Source organism: Mesorhizobium sp. M4A.F.Ca.ET.022.05.2.1, assembly GCF_003998845.1.
GTDB lineage: Bacteria > Pseudomonadota > Alphaproteobacteria > Rhizobiales > Rhizobiaceae > Mesorhizobium.
In genome coordinates, this window is sequence record NZ_RZOJ01000020.1 from 1 (window position 1) to 17977 (window position 17977).

The window sequence follows — 17977 nt, forward strand, 5'->3', positions numbered from 1 at the left end:
ACTCGGCCCGAAGGTGGCGCTCGGCGTGCAGATGCTGCGCGAGGCGGGCGAGATGCGCGTCACCTCGCCGGCCGGTACCGATCTCGTCATCGATCTGCGCAACGCACCCTGCGGCGGTACGCCGGGCTTCGGCACCACGCCCGGCGCGGTGGCGCACTGGCCGGGCGGGCTTTGCCTCGCCTTTCCCGGAAAGAACTGCGTCAACGGCCGGATCGTCATGGACGTGGGCGACATGAACCTTACGTTCAAGACGACGCTCACCAGCCGCATCGACTTCACCATCGAGGACGACTTCGTCACCGCCATCAACGGCGACGGCGTCGATGCCATCCATTTTCGCGAATACATGGAAGCCTGGAACGACCGCAACGCCTACGGCATGAGCCATGTCGGCTGGGGTATGCATCCGCGCGCCCGCTGGGTCTCGGCCGCCATGTACGACAAGCGTGACATGCAGGCGGTGGAGTTCCGCGCGCTGGCGGGATCGTTCCTGTGGTCTACAGGCGCCAACCAGTATGCCGGCCGCTATACGCTCGGTCATTTCGACCTGCCGATGCGCAACTGCACGATAACTCTGGACGGGAACGTCGTCGTCAAGGACGGCCTCCTGCAAGGCGAACTGGCGTCCTGACGCCCCTCGGAGAAGACCATGAGCGACATTGCCGATTACTACGACCTCTCCCGCATCCGCCCGCAGGTGCAAGCCAAGCTGCGGCTGGTCAACGAGCTTGGCCGCGATAAATTCGCGTCGCGCGCCAAGGGGATCGACGATGACGCCTCCTTCCCGGTCGAGAACTACAAGGATTTGGCGGCTGACGGCTTTCTCGGGCTCTGCATCCCGGAGGAATTCGGTGGCTGGGGCTTCTCGATGTTCGAGTATGCCATGGTCGGCGCCGAGATCGGCAAATACTGCGGCGCCACCGCACTGACCTTCAACATGCACAACTCGTCCATGGCTTGGTCGCGTTTCATGTTCGATATGCCGAACCTGACGCCCCAGGAGAAGGCGGCATTCGCGCCGCTGCGCGAGCGCCAGTTCCGCCGCGCCATCGCCGAAAAGGCGATCTATTCGCAGCCTATCTCCGAGGGTGGCCAGAACTGGACCTCGAAGCCGAACCAGACGCAGTGCCGCAAGGTCGACGGCGGCTGGAAGATCAACGGCTTCAAGAAATTCGCCTCGCTGGCCGGCTATTGCGACTACTACACCATCGTTTGCACCGAGGTGTTCGAGGGCCGGGAGCCGCGCCACGAGGACACCATGCTGTTCGTCGTCCACAAGGATGCGCCGGGCCTCAGCGTCAAGGGCGACTGGGATCCGCTCGGCATGCGCGGCACCAACAGCCGCGACCTCATCCTCAAGGACGTCTTCGTCACCGAATTGGACCTGTTGATGCCGCGGGGCATCTTCGGCAAGACGCTGCCCAACTGGCCTCACATGATGGTGACCCTTTCGCCCACCTATATGGGTGTCGCGCAGGGCGCCTTCGACTTCATGGTCGACTATCTCAAGGGCAAGGTGCCCGGCCAGCCACCGATAGATCGGCGCATGTATGCGACCAAGCGTATCGCGGTGGGCAAGATGTACGCCCGGCTGGCGAACATGCGCGCGCTGTGGTGGCAGGCTTTCGGCGAGTCGAAAGGCTTTCCGACCAAGGGCGAGGTGCTGCGCATGTACGCCGCGCAATACAACGTCATGGAAGGCGCGGCCGAGATGACGTCGATGGCCATCCGCACCTGCGGCGGCCAGTCGATGCTGAAATCGCTGCCGCTGGAGCGGATGTACCGAGACAGCCGTTGCGGCGCGCTGATGCTGCCCTTCACATCCGAGATCATGGAGGACTACCTCTCGGTACTGGCGCTCTACGAGATGGACGAGATCGACTCCGCCCCTGGCGATGAAGGCGGCGCCCGTATGTCGCTGTGGCGCGGCGAGCACGGCGCCGCGCGGTCGGCCCGGTAGACGCCAATGGCGCGCGAAACGGTCGAGGTCGTCGGCGTCTCAGCCGCCTCGCCGGAGGCGGTGTGGTCCGTCGTTTCGGATTTCTGCGGACAATGGCACCCGGCCATCGCCACCATCTACGCCGAGCACGACGCACGCGGCACGCTGGTCCGCGCCTTTACCGCCCATGGGGAGGGTACCGTCTATCGCGAGCAACTCACCTGGCTGAGCGACAGCGACCGCACGCTTGCCTACACACATCTCGAAGGCATTGCCGGTGCGCAATCCTATGACGGCCGCATTGCCATTGGCGCCGGCGATCATGGCGGCAGCACGCTGCGCTGGAGCGCGCGGGTCGAAGCCGCGTCGCCGCGTCTGCAGGCGATTTGCGAGGGCACGAAGGCGATCTTCGAAGCGGGCATCGCCGCCCTGTCGGAGACAACGCTCGCTACCGACGCGGCGGAGCAGCCAAGGCCCCTGCCCGCCTCTGCCGCCACGCGGGACATAGTCATCGATGGCGAGCCTCGCCTCGCGCTAACGACGACGGATAGCGACGGGCCGCTCTGCCTGTTCCTGCACGGCATCGGCGGCTCGCGCGGCAACTGGCTGCCGCAACTCGCGGCCGCAGGCGGCGTTATGCGCGCGGCGGCACTCGACTTGCGCGGCTACGGCGACAGCGCGCTCGGGCGAATGCAGTCGACCGTAGGGGACTACTGCGACGACATCCTGCGCGTGAAGGAAGAACTTGGCGCCGATCGGCTGGTGCTGGTCGGCCTCTCCCTGGGCTCGTGGATCGCCACCTCCTTCGCCATGCGCCACCCGGAGATGCTGGCGGGGCTGGTCCTTTCGGGTGGCTGCACCGGCATGTCGGAGGCAAGCCTCGAGGAGCGTGAGACCTTCCGTGTCAGCCGCAAGGTGCCGCTGGATGCCGGCCAGACGCCGGCCGATTTCGCTCCCACGGTGGTGGAAGTGCTGGCGGGGCCGAACGCCTCCGACGCGGTGAAGGAACAGCTCTTCCGGTCGATGGCGGCGATCCCGTCCGCCACCTATCGCGACGCGCTCGTCTGCTTCACCAATCCCTCCGAGCGTTTCGATTTCTCGCGCCTGACCATGCCGGTGTTGATGATGACGGGCGAGCACGACCGGCTGGCGTCGCCATCGGAGATCCGCGGCGTTGCCGGACGAATACTCGACCAGGCCTTCCGGCCAGACATCCGCTACGAGACCATCGCGGATGCCGGCCATGTCTGCAATGTCGAGCAGCCCGCAGCCTACAGCCGCATCCTGCTGGACTTCCTGAGGAAACTGCCGCGATGACCGCCTTGTCCCGCCGACAGCAAAACAAAATCGAGCGCGAGCGGCGCATCCTGGAAGCCGCGCTGAAGGTCTTTTCCGAAATGGGCTATTCCGGCGCCAACATGGATGCCGTCGCTCTCGAGGCGAACTTGTCGAAGCCGACGCTTTACCAGTACTTCCAGTCCAAGGAGGCGCTGTTCTCGGCCATGATGCTTGGCGAGCGCGACCAGATGCTGGCGGTCTTCGAACATCCTTCCGATCGCGGCATGGTGGCGGACCTGCTGGAATTCTCATGGGACTACGCCGACACCGTGCTGCGTCCGGACCTCCTGTCGCTGGCAAGGCTCATCATCGGCGAGGTGCAACGCTTTCCGGAGATCGGCCGCGCCTATCAGGAGGTGGGGCCGGACCGCCTGCTGCGCGGCATCATGGATTATCTGGAAGGCCAGCGACGCGCCGGCCGGCTGGCCTTCGACGACGCCGAACTCGCCGCGCAGGATCTATGGGGCCTGATCCTGTCGGCGCCGCGCACGCAGGCCCTCTACATGCCGGACCACTCTCCCTCGCGCGCCGAGATCGCTCGTTATCTGCACAACGGCCTCAAGGTATTCCTCAAGGCCTATTCGACACAGCCCGAGACCGATCTCGCCGAACTCGCACGACTTATCGGCGCCCATTCCCTCAATCAGGTGCAACATGACGCTTGACGATTACCTGGCCGACCAGGCCAGCCGCTTTGCCACGGTCGCGATGACCGACACCAACGGGCTGCTGCGCGGGCAGATGGTCTCGGCCAACAGCCTCAAGGGCATTGCCAAGAACGGCATGGGCATGGCCCCCGCGCAACTGGCGCTGGACCCGACCGATGCGATGCTCATCATTCCTGGCGTCAATGACGATAAGGGTGATTTCCACGATGACCCGTTGCAGCTCGATCCCGGTTCCGCCCGCCGCCTGCCGTGGTCGAAGGCCGGGCATGACCTGCTGGTGCTGTCGAACTACACCGGCGCTTCAGCGCAGATATGCCCCCGCGCGATCCTGAAATCCGTTCTTGCCCGTGCCGGCGAAGCGGGGCTGGTGCCGAAATACGGAATGGAGCTGGAATACACGCTGTTCGACGAGACGCCGGAGAGCGCGAAGGCCAAGGGCTACCGCAATCTGAAAACCGCGACGGCGCATGCAAGCCACGACCTGATCCTTTACCAGGTCGTCCAGACCGAGTGGTACGAGGCCGTGGCCGCCATGTGCGAGCCGCTGAGGATCGACCTCGCCAAGATGCACGAGGAGATCGGCGCTGGTTTCATGGAGGCTTGCATCGGCGCCGGCGAAGGCCTGGAGCCGGCCGACCAGCTGGTTCTCCTGAAGAACTTCATCCGCGCGCTGGCGCTGCGGCAGGGCCGGTCGGTCACCTTCATGCCGCGCTGGAACGAAAAGGCGGATAGCCAGTCGATCCACCTGCACATCAGCCTGAAGGACAAGACAGGCAGATCGCTGTTCTGGGACGCGAAGGAGAAGAACGGCGTCAGCCGCACTTTCCGCCACTTCCTCGGCGGCCTGCAGGCCTATGTCGGCGACACGACGCTGGTCTTCCAGCCGACGGTGAACAGCTACCGGCGTTTCGCCCCCGGCACCTTCGCGCCACCCGGCCTGACATGGGGTTTCGAAAACCGCACCACCTGCTTTCGCCTCGTCGGTCACGACGCGGGGTCCCTGCGGGTGGAAAATCGCCTGCCCGGTGCAGACTCCAATCCCTACCTCTCCGCCGCCGCAACCATCGCGGCCGGGGTTGCTGGCGTCATCGGTGAGATCGAGCCTAATCCCGAAACCATCGGCTCGGGTTATGCGCAGCAACCCGCCCGCGACTTCGCCCGCTCGATGCCGGAGGCGATCGACCGGCTGCGCGGCTCCGCCTTCGCCAAGGACTGGCTGGGCGCACGCTTTGTCGAGGCGTTCACGGCCACCCGCGAAAGCCAGCACAACGAGTTCCGCCGCAAGGTTCCGGACGTCGAACTGGAACGCTTCTTCGACCTGGGGTGAATGACCATGGATACCGATCTGCGCGCCCGTTTCATCGAAGGCATGAGCCGCGTGGCCGCCGCCGTCACCGTGGTGACCACGGACGGCGAGGCAGGTCGTTTCGGTGTGACCGTTTCATCGATGACGTCAGTGTCCGCCGATACCAGCCGGCCTTCATTGCTGATCAGCGTCCATCACCTCAGCCCGGCATGCGAGGCGATCAAGAAGAACAGGCGGTTCTGCGCCAATGTGCTCAGCGGCAACCAGAGTTTCGTCTCGGATCTCTTCTCCGGCCGCCTCAAGCATTTGAACCAGGACCGGTTCGACGCGATCGCCTGGCATCCCGGCGTGACTGGCGCGCCGATCATCGATGGCGCCGTCGTTTCCCTCGACTGCGAACTCAAGACGGCGCTGATGTGGGGAACCCATTTCCTCTTTATCGGCGAGGCCGGGACCATCGACCTTTCGGCGCAGCGCTCGCCGCTGGTCTATGGCAATCGCGGCTATCGGCGCGCCATCCCGATCGCGCCGGATGACCATCGGCCGCCACACCCCGAGAACCATCTCAGCATCGGCTTCTTCATCACGCTTGGACCGCAATTCGTGCCGGGCCTCGTCGCCGGCTTCGCCAGCCAGCAGCCAGATGTCGACATCCGCCTTCTGGAAGCCGACCATGACGATCTCATCGAGCAGATGCGCGCCGGCAGGATTGAGGCAGCGATCACTTTCGGGGCGGTGAACGAACCTGACCTCGATGCCGAACTGGTCTGCCCTCCGGCTCCGCATGTGCTGTTGAACGCCACCCACGCGCTGGCCGGCAGATCCAGTCTGCGGCTCAGCGATTTGGCTGATCTGCCCATGATCCTGCTGGATTATCCCTCGGTGCGCTCGGCCACGGACACCCTGTTCAAGCGCGGCGGGCTGCAGCCGCACATCCGCTTCCAGTCGCCTTCCTTCGCCATGGTGCGCGGCCTGGTCGCGCAGGGTCTTGGGTATTCGATCGTCCCTCAAGCGCCGCAGGCCAGGACCGCGCCCGACGGCAAGGAGATCCTCGCCATACCGCTGGACGAGGACTTCCCGGAAGGGGCGGTCGTGGCGATCACGCCACGCGGCAACGGCCGCAGCGAATGGGTCGGGCAGTTTCTGGCCAAATGCCGGGGATCCTTCGGGCATGCCGCCAACGGAGAGTGATGACGGCCGGACGAAACGGCCGAGCGGACAGGACACAGACACCAACAAACAATGGACCGGTCAATCGGCCATGGGGAACACAGAGGGAGAACGACAGAAATGAGTACTGCAGGAAGCAATCAACTTCGCAGGAATTCGCTGGGCCTGATCGCCGTGACCTTCATGGTGATCTCGGCGGCGGCTCCCCTGACCGGCGTGGCTGGCGCGATGCCGCTGGCGTTCATGCTTGGCAACGGCGCCGGCATTCCAGCGACCTTCATTTTCGTGACGCTGGTGATGCTCGCCTTTTCGGCCGGCTACGTGGCCATGTCGCGGCATGTCACCAATGCCGGCGCCTTCTACGCCTATGCCGCGCGCGGTCTCGGCGGGCGCTCCGCCGGCGCCGTGGCGGTCGTCGCGCTGGTCGCCTACAACGCCATGCAGTTCGGACTGATCGGTCTGCTGGGCGGCATCGCCTCCGGTGTCTTCAGCGAGCTCGGACTGGTCCTGCCCTGGTGGGGATGGAGCCTGATCGCCGTCGTCCTGGTCGCCATTTTGGGCTACCGTCAGGTTGATCTGTCGGCAAAGGTCCTGGTCGTTGCCGTCGCGCTCGAATATCTGATTGTCCTGATTGTCGACTTTGCAATTCTCGGCAAGGGCGGCGCCAATGGGCTGGCGCTGAATATCTTCGACCCGAATGCGATGTTTTCGGGTTCGCTGACCGCTGCGATCCTGTTTTGCCTGGGCTCCTTCATCGGCTTCGAGGCAACCACGATCTATGCCGAGGAAGCCCGAGACCCGGAAAGCACCATTCCGCGCGCCACTTATCTTTCGGTGCTGATGATCGGCATATTCTTCGTGTTCACCACCTGGCTGATGATCGTTGGCATAGGTGCCGACAAACTGGTCCCGACCATCCAGGGCTATGGCGATCCTTCAGCGCTCTTCTTCGATCTGGCCGGGCGCTATGTCGGCGGGCCGATACCGACGATTGCCGGCATCTTGCTCGTATCGAGCCTCTTTGCCGCGTTGTCGGCCTTCCACAACTACATCGCCCGATACAGCTACGTGGCAGGACGCGAAGGCCTGTTGCCCGCCGCCTTCGGGCGCACCCATGCAGATCACCAGAGCCCCCACATCGGCTCGGTCGTGCAGACGATCGGCGCCCTGATCGTGCTGGCGATCTTTGCCGGCCTCGGGCTCGATCCGGTGCTCAACATGTTCACCTGGATCAGCCAGGTCGGCACGCTCGGCGTGCTCGGCATGATGACCGTCACCTCGCTTTCGGTGATCGTCTTCTTCCGCAACAAGCAGGCCGGCGCGCCGGCGCTGTCGACTGTGGTCCTGCCTGCCTTGTCGGGGCTGATCATGGCGGCACTGTTCGTCTACATCTTCCTGCATTTTGGCGACCTCACCGGCACCACCGGCGGCGCGCTCGGGCTCATCCTGCCGGCATTGATCCCAGCCGCCGCCGTGGTGGGATATGTGCTGGCGCTGCAGCTGGAGAGGGCAGATCCGGCGCGTTTCGCCCGCATGGGCGAAAATCAGGCCTGATCCTATCCCATGCGGAGGCGCGCGTCGTCGCGCTTCCGCCAGAAACCGGAAGTGATATCGGCGTCAAACATTTTAAGCTTGAAACAACTGACTGCCGTGCCACCGTGGGCCGGTCGTTTCCATTGCACGTTTCACGACGGGTGGAGGTTTGCGAATGCTTGGTCGTTCAGCACATGTCGATACGTTCGCGCGTGACAATCTTCCGCCCGGCGATCAATGGCCGGACCTTCCGCTCGATGGGTTCGACTATCCGGAGCATCTGAATGCCGCGGTCGAGCTTACCGATCGGCAGGTCGAGCGCGGCTTCGGTGATCATGTCGCGCTGATCGGCAACGGTCGCCGCAGGACCTACAAGGAACTGTCCGACTGGACCAACCGCCTGGCGCACGCGCTCGTAGAGAACTACGGCCTGCGGCCGGGCAACCGCGTACTGATCCGCTCAGCCAACAACCCGGCAATGGTGGCGTGCTGGCTGGCCGCCACCAAGGCAGGCGCGGTCGTGGTCAACACCATGCCAATGCTACGATCAGGCGAACTGTCACAGATCGTGGACAAGGCCGAGATCACGCTTGCGTTATGCGATACGCGGCTGATGGACGAGATGGTGGCTTGCGCCAAGGACAGCCGCTTCCTGAAGCAGGTCGTCGGTTTCGATGGCACGGCCAATCACGACGCAGAACTCGACCGCGCGGCGCTCGACAAGCCGGTCGTCTTCGATGCGGTGGAGACCGGCCGCGACGACGTGGCCCTGCTTGGGTTCACCTCGGGCACCACCGGCTCGCCGAAGGCGACGATGCATTTTCATCGGGACCTGCTGATCATCGCCGACGGTTATGCGCGCGGCGTGCTGCAGGTCACGCCCGAGGACATTTTCGTCGGCTCGCCGCCGATCGCCTTCACCTTCGGCCTTGGCGGGCTTGCCATTTTCCCGCTCCGCTTCGGCGCCACGGCGACGCTGCTGGAGCACGCCTCTCCGGCCAACATGATCGAAATCATCGAGAAATATGGCGCGACCATCGTATTCACGGCTCCGACGGCCTACCGGGCGATGATCGCCGCGCTCGATGAAGGGGCCAATCTTTCGTCGCTGCGGATCGCGGTCTCTGCCGGTGAAACCCTTCCCGCGCCAGTGTTCGAGGCCTGGGTGCAACGGACCGGCAAGCCGATTGTGGACGGCATTGGCGCAACCGAGATGCTGCACATCTTCATTTCCAACCGGCTGGACGATCTCGCGCCGGGCAGGACCGGGCGTCCGGTTGCCGGCTACGAGGCCCGGATCGTCGATGCCGATATGAACGAGTTGCCGCGTGGCGAGGTCGGCCGGCTTGCCGTCCGTGGCCCGACGGGATGCCGGTACCTGAATGATCCCCGGCAGAAGGACTATGTGCGCGACGGCTGGAACCTGACCGGAGATTCATTCACCGACGCGCTTCCCAAGACCCAGACCGGTAAGATCCAGCGGTTCAGGTTGAAGGTAAAACAATAGCCGGCAAGGATGATCGCATGCGATGCGGTGAGGCTTTGCCGATTTGCGCGCCTTGGTACGCCAAAGCCCCCTGCGACAAGGTCACGGGACCAAAACGCCAATCACAGCGGCACAGTCCCCCGCCTTGACCAAGCCCGGAAAGTGACGCGCGGCCAGCAGGCCCGACAGTCTCGCCTTGATTTCCCGGGGCGCGTTGCCGGTGCGGCCGGTTGAATGAACGCGCGCCACGACCTGACCCTCTTCAACCGTCTCCCCGAGATCGACCATGGTCTCGATCATGCCGTCGTCTTCGGCAAAGGCAAAGCAACCGCCGGACGGCATATCAAGCCATTGTGTTTGAGACTTCTCGACCGCACCATCGACGATACCGGCATGACGAAGCACATTGACCACACCCCGACGCGCGATGCGCACGGTTTCGGCGCGAGACGTGCCGCCGCCGCCGAGCTCGGTGGTGACGAACACCTTGCCCATCGCCTCGGCGGCCGTGTCGTACATGCCGACCGCATCGATCTCGGTCATGCGCATCGAGAAGGGCGCGGAAAAGGCCTCGACGGCCGCGAAAGCCTTCTCCTCCTGCGCCTTGTCGGGAAGCGTGTGGGCGGCGCAGAACGGCACGAAGTCGAGCGTCTTGCCGCCCGAGTGGAAATCGAAGACGATGTCCGCGCGGGGAAGCAGATCGCGTTGAAAATAGTCGGCGATCTTCTCCGTCACCGTGCCATCGGGCCGGCCAGGGAAGCTACGGTTCATGTTGCCCTTGTCGATCGGCGAAGTCCGCGTGCCGGCGCGGAAGGCCGGATAGTTCATTGCCGGCACGATGATCACGGTACCGGCGACGTCCTTCGGATCGAGCGTGCGGGCAAGATCGTAGAGCGCCAGCGGCCCCTCATACTCGTCGCCGTGATTGCCGCCGGTGAGAAGCGCCGTCGGTCCCTTGCCGTTGCGGATGACACAGACCGGGATCATCACCGAGCCCCAGGCGGAATCGTCGCGGCTGTAGGGCAGGCGCAGGAAGCCGTGCTGGACGCCGTCCTTGTCGAAATCGACGGTCGGGGCGATCGGTGAGGGACGCAAGGCCGGCATCGGGATCAATCCTTCGCGACCAGCTTGCGCGGCACATTGGCCAGGCACTCGACGCCGGTCTCGGTGATCAGGATGGATTCGGTGATCTCCAGCCCCATCGTCTCCAGCCAGAGGCCGGTCATGAAGTGGAAGGTCATGCCGGGTTTCAGCTCGGTGCGGTCGCCGGGGCGCAGGCTCATGGTGCGCTCGCCCCAGTCCGGCGGATAGGAGATACCGATCGGATAGCCGGTGCGGTTGTCCTTGACGATGCCGTATTTCTTCAAGACGGCGAAAAAGGCATTGGCGATGTCCTCGCAGGTGTTGCCGGGCCTGGCGGCGGCAAGGCCTGCCTCCATGCCTTCCAGCGTCGCCTTCTCGGCATCGAGGAAGGCCTGCGTCGGCTTGCCGAGGAAGACGGTGCGCGACAGGGGACAATGGTAGCGGTTGTAGCAGCCGGCGATCTCGAAGAAGGTGCCCTCGCCGGCCTTCATCGGCCGGTCGTCCCAGGTCAGATGCGGCGCCGAGGCGTCGGCGCCCGACGGCAGCAGCGGCACGATCGCCGGATAGTCGCCGCCGATCCCATCGACGCCGCGGGTGCCGGCATCGTAGATCTCGGCGACCAGATCGCATTTGCGCATGCCGACCTCTATTCTGTCGACGATGCGCTGGTGCATGGCCTCGACGATGCGGGCGGCCCTGCGCATGTAGTCGATCTCGGTCGGGCTCTTTACCGCGCGCTGCCAGTTGACCAGCGCTGTCGCATCGACGAAGCGGGCGTTGGGCAGATGCTTCTGCAGGGCGGCGAAGGCGGCGGCCGAGAACCAGTAATTGTCCATCTCGACGCCGATGGTCAGCTTGCCCCAGCCGCGATCGGAAAGCACGCTGGACAAGAAGTCCATCGGGTGGCGCTCGGTCGACTGCACATAGTGGTCGGCGTAGCCGATGATGTTGTCGTGAGCGAGGTAGGCGGTACGCTTGGCGCCATTGGCGTCCTGGCCGCGGCCATACCAGACCGGCTCGCCCGAAGGCGGCACGATGACCGCCTGGTGGACATAGAACGACCAGCCGTCGTAACCCGTCAGCCAGGCCATGTTGGAGGGATCGCTGACGATCAGCAGATCGACCCCCTTGGCCGCCATGGCTTGCCTTGTCTTGGCGAGGCGATCCGCATATTCGCCGCGCGTGAATTTAAGGTTCGGCTGCATTGTTCTTGATCCTCGTTTGTTGGGCCTGGCGGCCGGTATCAGCTTTCGAAAATGGTGCCGGCATTGGCCGCTTGGGCGCGGTCACGGGCCAAGGTGGCGATCGCCGTGTCCTGCACGCCGGTGCCGGTGAGGTCGGCGATGGTGATGTCGCTGTCCGAGCGCCGGCCGTGCTTGTCGCCGGCGATGATCTGGCCGAGTTCGGTCACATCGGCGTCGGCCGTCATCACCCCTGTCGCGATGGCATGATGCAGTTCGCCGAGCCGTTTGGTTTGCCTGGCGCTGTCGGCAACATAGAGATCGGCCATGCGCAGGATCGCCGGCGCGATCTCGTTCTTGTGCTCGGCATCCGAGCCCATGGCGGTGATGTGCTGGCCGGCCACGACGAAGCCGGCCTTGATCAGCGGCTCGGTCGATGGCGTCGTTGTGACGATGATGTCGGCGCCGGCTGCCGCCTTCGCCGCGTCCGGTTCGGCGCGCACCAGGATGCCGAGCTTCTCGCGCAGGCTGGCGGCGGCCACCTCGGCCTTGGCGGCATCGCGCGCCCAGATGCGGGCCTCCTCGATCGGCCGCACCAGGCGCAGCGCCTCGAGCTGCAGCCCGGCCTGCAAACCAGCGCCGAAGATCGCCGCCACGGTAGAGTCTTCGCGCGATAGATGCTTGGCCGCGACCGCGCCTGCGGCGGCGGTGCGGATGTCCGTCAGATAGCCATTGTCGAGCAGCAGCGCCTCGACCACTCCGGTTTTCGCCGAGAGCAACACCATCATGCCGCCGCCGCTCGGCAGGCCGAGCTTCGGATTGTCGAAGAAGCCGGAGCTGATCTTGACGGCGAAGCCGTCGATGCCGGGCACATAGGCGGACTTAACGTCGACCTCGCCGTGATGTTCGGGAATGTCGAGACGCAGGATCGGCGGCATCGCCACCGGCAGGGTGGCAAGCGCGCGGAAGGCGTTCTCGACGCAGGCGGCGGTATCGAGATCCAGGGTCACAATGTTGCGCAGTTCGGCCTCGGTGAGGATCATCATCCGGCTCATGCGGCACGCTCCACGGTTGATGGCGCCTCGCCGCAGACGATCTTCCTGTGCAGCGCCATGTCGATGTTGCGGCCGGAAAGGATGAGCACGGCAGGCCCGGCCGTCTTGACCTTGCCGGCAAGCAGCGCTGCGATGCCGACGGCACCGGCGCCTTCGACGATTTCGCGCTCCTGCTCATAGGCATGACGGATGCCGGTGGCGATCTCGTCCTCGGAGAGCAGGATAACATCGTCGAGCAGGTTGCGGCACATTCCAAAGGTCAGCCGGTTGTCGAGCCCGATGCCGCCGCCGAGCGAATCCGCCAGCGTCGGCAGTTCCTCGACCTCGACGGGACGGCCGGCGTCGAGGCTCGCCTTCATCGCCGCGCCCCGCGCCATCGACACCCCGATGACCTTGGAGCCGGGGCTGACCCCCTTGACGGCGGCGGCGACGCCCGAAGCCAGCCCGCCGCCAGACAGCGGCACCAGCACGCTTGCGGCGTCCGGAACCTGCTCGATGATCTCCAGACCGAGCGTGCCCTGGCCGGCGATGATGTCGGCGTGGTCGAAGGGCGGCAGCATGACCAGGCCTTGTTCGGCGACCAGCCTGTCGACCTCGGTTTGCGCATCGTCCTGGCTGTTGCCGACGATGCGTATCTCGGCGCCGAGGCGGCGGATCGCGTCGAGCTTGTTCTCGGGCACCAGCCGCGACATGCAGATCACCGCGCGGATGGCTTCGAGCCTCGCCGCATGCGCGAGCGCCCGGCCATGATTGCCGGTTGAGGCGGCGACCACACCGCGCGTCTTATCCTCAGGGCTTAGTGAAGCGATCGCGTTCGAGGCGCCGCGCAATTTGAAGGCGCCAGTGGTCTGATGGTGCTCGAGCTTGAGGTGGATGGGTTGGCCGACGCGATCCGTAAGGCTTTGCGACTGCACGGTTGGCGTGCGCTCGACCTTGCCGGCGATTCGCTCTCGGGCGGCGCGGATGTCGGCGAGGGTGGTGGCGCTCGTCATCGGGCGACCCCTTCTGGCCTGCCGGCCATCTCCCCCTCAAGGGGGGAGATAAGCAGCTTTGGCGCTGGCGCTCTTCCTGTGACTTCAGCGATTGGCGAAAGCCGGGCCGCAGTTGATCTCCCCCCTTGAGGGGGAGATGGCCGGCAGGCCAGAGGGGGTCGCTCGTGAATGCGGGACATCATCTTACTGCACCAGCGACTTCGTCATCAGCCGGCCGAACTGAGGCCGCGCCGTGGCGTCGCCGCACAGTCTGAGGCAATTCCAGGCGCTGGCCTGGTTGCTGGTGACGACCGGGCGGCCGATCGCCCGTTCCATGCCGGCGACCGCGAGCGCCGAGCGCAGCGCAGTGCAGGACACGAACAGCGCGTCAGCCTCGGCATCGGTTGCCTTGCCGGCCAGTTCGACAAGCGCGGCCGGCGGGATGCGCGCCATCTCGCGGTCGTCCTCGAAGCCGAGGCAGGTGAAGCTCACGATCTCGAAGCCGCGCCCGGCGAAATAGGCCGCCATCGGCCGGCTGGTCTCGACCGTGTAGGGGGTGAGCATGCTGATCCGTTTCGCGCCCAGCGCCTTCAGCCCGCGCACACCGGCCATCGGCGGCGTCACCACGGCAACGCCGGGCCTGGCGGCCCGGATCGCCGCCTCGATCTCGGCGTCGCCGATCACCACCGAGGCCGAGGTGCAGGAATAGCAGACGGCGTCGAGCGGCTCGTCCGGCAGGATGAGCGCGGCGGCGGCCTCCAGCTCCGGCTGCATCCTGCGCAGGTTCTCCGGCGTGGTCGGGTTCTTGTAGGGGATGCGGGCGACGTAGACGCCGATCCGCTCGCTCGCCACTATGCGATGGAAATCCGGCTCGCTGGTGTGGTCGGTGGCAAGGATGATCAGGCCGACGCGCTTTGCCAGCGGGCGCGCATCGAGGGCCGGCCTTGTCGGCAACAGCCTGATTTCGGGCAGCGGTTTCATCAAGACTACCTTTCGATCTTGCCGTAGCGATGTTCCAGCCAGCGCAGCAGCACGACCGAGAAAAGGCTGATGATCAGGAAGAAGGCGCCAACCAGCGTCATTGGCTCGACGTAGCGGTAATAGGTGTTGGCGACGCTCTTGGCCTGGTTCATCAGCTCCAGCACGGTGATCGCCGAGAGCAGCGGCGTCTCCTTGAACATGGCGATGAAGTAATTGGCCAAGGCCGGGATCATCGGCGGGATGGCCTGCGGCAGGATGATGTGCGTCCAGGTCTGGCCGGCGCCGAGATTGCAGGCTTTGGCCGCTTCCCACTGGCCGCGCGGGACGTTGTCGATGCCGGCGCGGTAGACCTCCGCCGTATAGGTGCCGTAATGCAGGCCGAGCCCGATGACGCCGGCCACCAGCGGCGGCAGCAGGATGCCGAAGTCGGGCAGCACGTAAAAGATGAAATAGAGCTGCACCAGCAGCGGTGTGCCGCGGATGAATTCGGCGAGGAAGCCGACGGTGCGCGACACGGCCCGGTTCGGCGAGCGCCGCGCCAGCGCGATGGCCAGGCCGACCATCGCCGCCAGCACCGAGCCGAGCAGCGTCGCCAGGATGGTAATCTTCACCCCCTGGATCAGCGTCGGCAGGATCTCCCTGACGAAGTTCCAGTCCCAATCCATCAGACGCGCACTCCGTCGATGCCGCGCGCCATGCGGCGTTCCAGCGAGCGCACGCCCCAGGAGATGGCGAGCGCCAGCACGAAATAGATGATCAAGATGGTGGTGAACGGCATCAGCGTGTTGCCGGTCTGCGAGCGCACCACCTGCGCCTGGAAGGTGAGGTCGGCGAGCGAGATAAGCGAGACGACGGAGGTCGCCTTGAGCAGTTCGATGGCGTTGTTGCCGAAGGTCGGGAGCATGACCAGCAGCGCCTGCGGCAGGATGACATGGCGCATGCCTTGCCAGCGGCCGAGGTTGAGCGCGGTGCAGGCTTCGTACTGCTCGCGGCCGACCGACTGGATGGCGCCGCGCACCACTTCCGCCGCATAGGCGCCGACATTCAGGCCCAGCGCCAGCACGCCGGCCTGCAAAGGCGTCAGAGAAATGCCGGCAAGGGGCAGGACGAAATAGGCCCAGAACAGCTGCACGAAGATCGAGGTGCCGCGGAAGAACTCGATATAGGCGGTGGCCAGCGCGCGCAGCACGAAGAAGCGCGACAGCCGCCCCATGCCGGCCAGGAAGGCCATGATCAGCGCAAGCACCGACCCCATCAGCGTCAGCTCGATGGTGACAAGCGCTCCCTGCAATATCAGGCCGAGATAGCCGGACCAATGGGTCATGTGCGTTTAGGACTTCCTGTCGTTTGCGGTTATGCGGGGCAGCCGCGACAGCCCCTTCTCCCCGTTCACGGGGAGTTGCCGGCAGGCAGATGAGGGGCGGCGTGGACTCACGGAGGTATGGCGCCGCCCCTCATCCGTCACTTCGTGACACCTTCTCCCCGCAAAGCGGGGAGAAGGAAGAAACCGTCCTACTTCGCCGCGCAGAGTTTTTCGCGCGTCGTCGACATCGCGGCGGCGGCCGAGAAGCCGTAGGGCTCGATGATCTTGGCGAACTCACCCGACTTCTTCAGCTTGGCCAGTTCGACGTCATAGGCGTCGCGCAGCGCCTCGTCGCCCTTCTTGAAGGCGGCGCCGTCGCAATAGACCGGCGCGCCCAGCACCGGAGCGATGACTTCGAGGTTCGGATCATTGGCCTTCTTGACCAGGTCATTGATCGACAGCACGGGCAGCGAATAGGCGTCGATGCGGCCGTCCTGCAGCATCTTCAGGCCGCTCTGGCCGTCCGGCACGACGATGACGCGCTCGCGCGGCACACCGGCATTGAGCGCCAGCTTTTCCTCGGTGCCGCCGCCCGGGGCGCCGATGGTGGCGGACGAGTCCTTGGCGACGTCCTCATAGCTCTTGAAGCCCTTCGGATTGCCCTTCTTCACCAGCATTGCCTCGGCGTCGCACAGCACCGGCTCGGAATAGGCGACCGCCGCGCAACGCTCCGGCTTCATGAACAGGCCGGCGGTGACGACGTCGAAACGGCCAGCCTGCAAACCCGGGATCATGGCGCCATATTCGGAGATCGAGGCGACGATGTCGTTGACGCCGAGGCGCTTGAATATCTCGCGCGCCACATCCGGTGCTGCGCCCGAGACCTTGCCGTCGGCGGCGACAGCCGTGTAGGGCGGCTCGTTGGCGATGGCGACGCGGGCGAAGCCCTGCCCCTTCAATTGCTCGAGCTTGGCGTCGTCGGCCGAACGCGCGCCGGAGGCCAGCAGCATCGTTGTCGCCGCGAGGCCGGCGACGCCGGCCAGAATGGCAAGTTTCTTCATCGTTCCCAACTCCTTGTTGTTGTCTTGGTTGTTCGGTTTAGGCGCTCAGGTTCCGCGGACGGCTTCTTCGCCTTGGGGACGGCTTTTTCCCCGTTGGTCAGACGCGATGTCCGGCCGCGATGATCTTCTTCAGGAAGCCCTGCGTGCGCTCCTGTTTCGGGTGGCGGAAAATCTCATCGGGCTTGCCTTCCTCGACGATGCGGCCGCGGTCGAAGAACAGCACCCGGTCGGCGAAGTCGTGGGCAAAGCCCATTTCGTGGGTGACGAGCAGCATCGTCATGTCGGTCTCGGCGGCGAGCTTGCGCATGACGTTGAGCACCTCCTCGACCAGTTCCGGATCGAGCGCCGAGGTGACCTCGTCGAACAGCATGATCTTCGGCGACAAAGCCAGCGCGCGGGCGATCGCCACGCGCTGCTTCTGGCCGCCTGAAAGCTGCGCCGGCATGCTCTTGGCCTTGTCGGCCATGCCGACCATGTCGAGCAGTTCCATCGCCCGCTTCTCGGCGGCGGCGCGCGCGACGCCCTTGGTCAGCATCGGCGCCAGGGTGACGTTGTCCATGACGCATTTGTGCGGGAACAGATTGAACAGCTGGAAGACCATGCCGATCTTCTGGCGCATTTTTGCGAGGTGCCGCTCATCTGCCGGCAGTAGCTGGCCGTTGCGCTCCATGTGGTAGAGCTGCTCGCCGTCGATCTGGATGTGGCCGCCATCGATCTTCTCCAGCGTCATCAGGATGCGCAGGATCGTCGTCTTGCCGGAGCCGGACGGACCGATCAGCGCCAGCTTCTCACCCGGCATAACCTGCATCGACAGGCCGTCCAGCACCTTGAAGGCACCGAAGCTTTTCGAAATGGCGTCAACCTTGATGATGGGTGCGGGCAATCAATTTCCCCGTTCTGGA

The 17977-nt window shown here is 65.0% G+C and carries 15 protein-coding genes and 2 pseudogenes; 8 read left to right on the forward strand and 9 right to left on the reverse strand.

All coding sequences use genetic code 11. The annotated features are described in order from the left end of the window. The 8 genes and pseudogenes from EN745_RS04385 to EN745_RS04420 form a co-directional block, all read left to right on the forward strand. A pseudogene (locus EN745_RS04385) lies at positions 1-631 on the forward strand (peptidase M29); the annotation flags it as partial. A gap of 18 nt (positions 632-649) precedes the next feature. Beyond that, positions 650-1960: an acyl-CoA dehydrogenase family protein gene (locus tag EN745_RS04390; RefSeq protein ID WP_126056182.1), complete on the forward strand. Its 1311-nt coding sequence runs from the start codon at positions 650-652 to the stop codon at positions 1958-1960. A 6-nt stretch (positions 1961-1966) separates the two neighbouring features. After that, entirely contained in the window at positions 1967-3256 is a 1290-nt protein-coding gene (locus EN745_RS04395) for an alpha/beta fold hydrolase (protein ID WP_126056183.1), read from the forward strand. Next, positions 3253-3942 (forward strand): TetR/AcrR family transcriptional regulator, encoded by a 690-nt coding sequence (locus tag EN745_RS04400; RefSeq protein WP_126056184.1) that lies wholly within the window; start codon positions 3253-3255, stop codon positions 3940-3942. Before EN745_RS04395 ends, EN745_RS04400 begins: the two co-directional genes overlap by 4 nt. After that, positions 3932-5272: a glutamine synthetase family protein gene (locus tag EN745_RS04405; RefSeq protein WP_126056185.1), complete on the forward strand. Its 1341-nt coding sequence runs from the start codon at positions 3932-3934 to the stop codon at positions 5270-5272. The genes EN745_RS04400 and EN745_RS04405 overlap by 11 nt, the downstream gene beginning before the upstream one ends. A gap of 6 nt (positions 5273-5278) precedes the next feature. After that, positions 5279-6442: a LysR substrate-binding domain-containing protein gene (locus tag EN745_RS04410; protein WP_189362952.1), complete on the forward strand. Its 1164-nt coding sequence runs from the start codon at positions 5279-5281 to the stop codon at positions 6440-6442. A 99-nt stretch (positions 6443-6541) separates the two neighbouring features. Then, on the forward strand, positions 6542-7975 hold the full coding sequence (locus EN745_RS04415; RefSeq protein ID WP_127420618.1) for an APC family permease: 1434 nt from the start codon (positions 6542-6544) through the stop codon (positions 7973-7975). Positions 7976-8129: 154 nt separating this feature from the next. Next, positions 8130-9398: pseudogene (locus tag EN745_RS04420) on the forward strand (AMP-binding protein); the annotation flags it as partial. Positions 9399-9542: 144 nt separating this feature from the next. Here EN745_RS04420 and doeB read toward each other — a convergent pair. The 9 genes from doeB to ehuA form a co-directional block, all read right to left on the reverse strand. Beyond that, positions 9543-10544, reverse strand: a complete 1002-nt coding sequence (gene doeB, locus EN745_RS04425) for a N(2)-acetyl-L-2,4-diaminobutanoate deacetylase DoeB (protein ID WP_127420620.1) — start codon at positions 10542-10544, stop codon at positions 9543-9545. A gap of 5 nt (positions 10545-10549) precedes the next feature. Continuing rightward, on the reverse strand, positions 10550-11728 hold the full coding sequence (doeA, locus tag EN745_RS04430) for an ectoine hydrolase DoeA (protein WP_127420621.1): 1179 nt from the start codon (positions 11726-11728) through the stop codon (positions 10550-10552). 38 nt (positions 11729-11766) lie between these two features. Then, entirely contained in the window at positions 11767-12759 is a 993-nt protein-coding gene (locus EN745_RS04435; RefSeq protein WP_126056191.1) for a cyclodeaminase, read from the reverse strand. Further along, on the reverse strand, positions 12756-13751 hold the full coding sequence (gene eutB / locus EN745_RS04440; protein WP_126056192.1) for a hydroxyectoine utilization dehydratase EutB: 996 nt from the start codon (positions 13749-13751) through the stop codon (positions 12756-12758). The genes EN745_RS04435 and eutB overlap by 4 nt, the downstream gene beginning before the upstream one ends. Before the next feature lie 183 nt (positions 13752-13934). Then, entirely contained in the window at positions 13935-14711 is a 777-nt protein-coding gene (gene eutA, locus EN745_RS04450) for an ectoine utilization protein EutA (RefSeq protein ID WP_127420622.1), read from the reverse strand. 5 nt (positions 14712-14716) lie between these two features. After that, positions 14717-15376, reverse strand: coding sequence for an ectoine/hydroxyectoine ABC transporter permease subunit EhuD (gene ehuD, locus EN745_RS04455; protein WP_126056194.1), 660 nt, complete (start codon positions 15374-15376; stop codon positions 14717-14719). Then, positions 15376-16035: an ectoine/hydroxyectoine ABC transporter permease subunit EhuC gene (gene ehuC / locus EN745_RS04460; RefSeq protein WP_127420623.1), complete on the reverse strand. Its 660-nt coding sequence runs from the start codon at positions 16033-16035 to the stop codon at positions 15376-15378. Before ehuC ends, ehuD begins: the two co-directional genes overlap by 1 nt. Positions 16036-16223: 188 nt before the next feature. Next, positions 16224-17075 (reverse strand): ectoine/hydroxyectoine ABC transporter substrate-binding protein EhuB, encoded by an 852-nt coding sequence (gene ehuB / locus EN745_RS04465; RefSeq protein WP_126056196.1) that lies wholly within the window; start codon positions 17073-17075, stop codon positions 16224-16226. 97 nt (positions 17076-17172) lie between these two features. Then, complete coding sequence (ehuA, locus tag EN745_RS04470) at positions 17173-17958, reverse strand: ectoine/hydroxyectoine ABC transporter ATP-binding protein EhuA (protein ID WP_126056197.1); 786 nt, start codon at positions 17956-17958, stop codon at positions 17173-17175. Positions 17959-17977 lie beyond the last annotated feature (19 nt).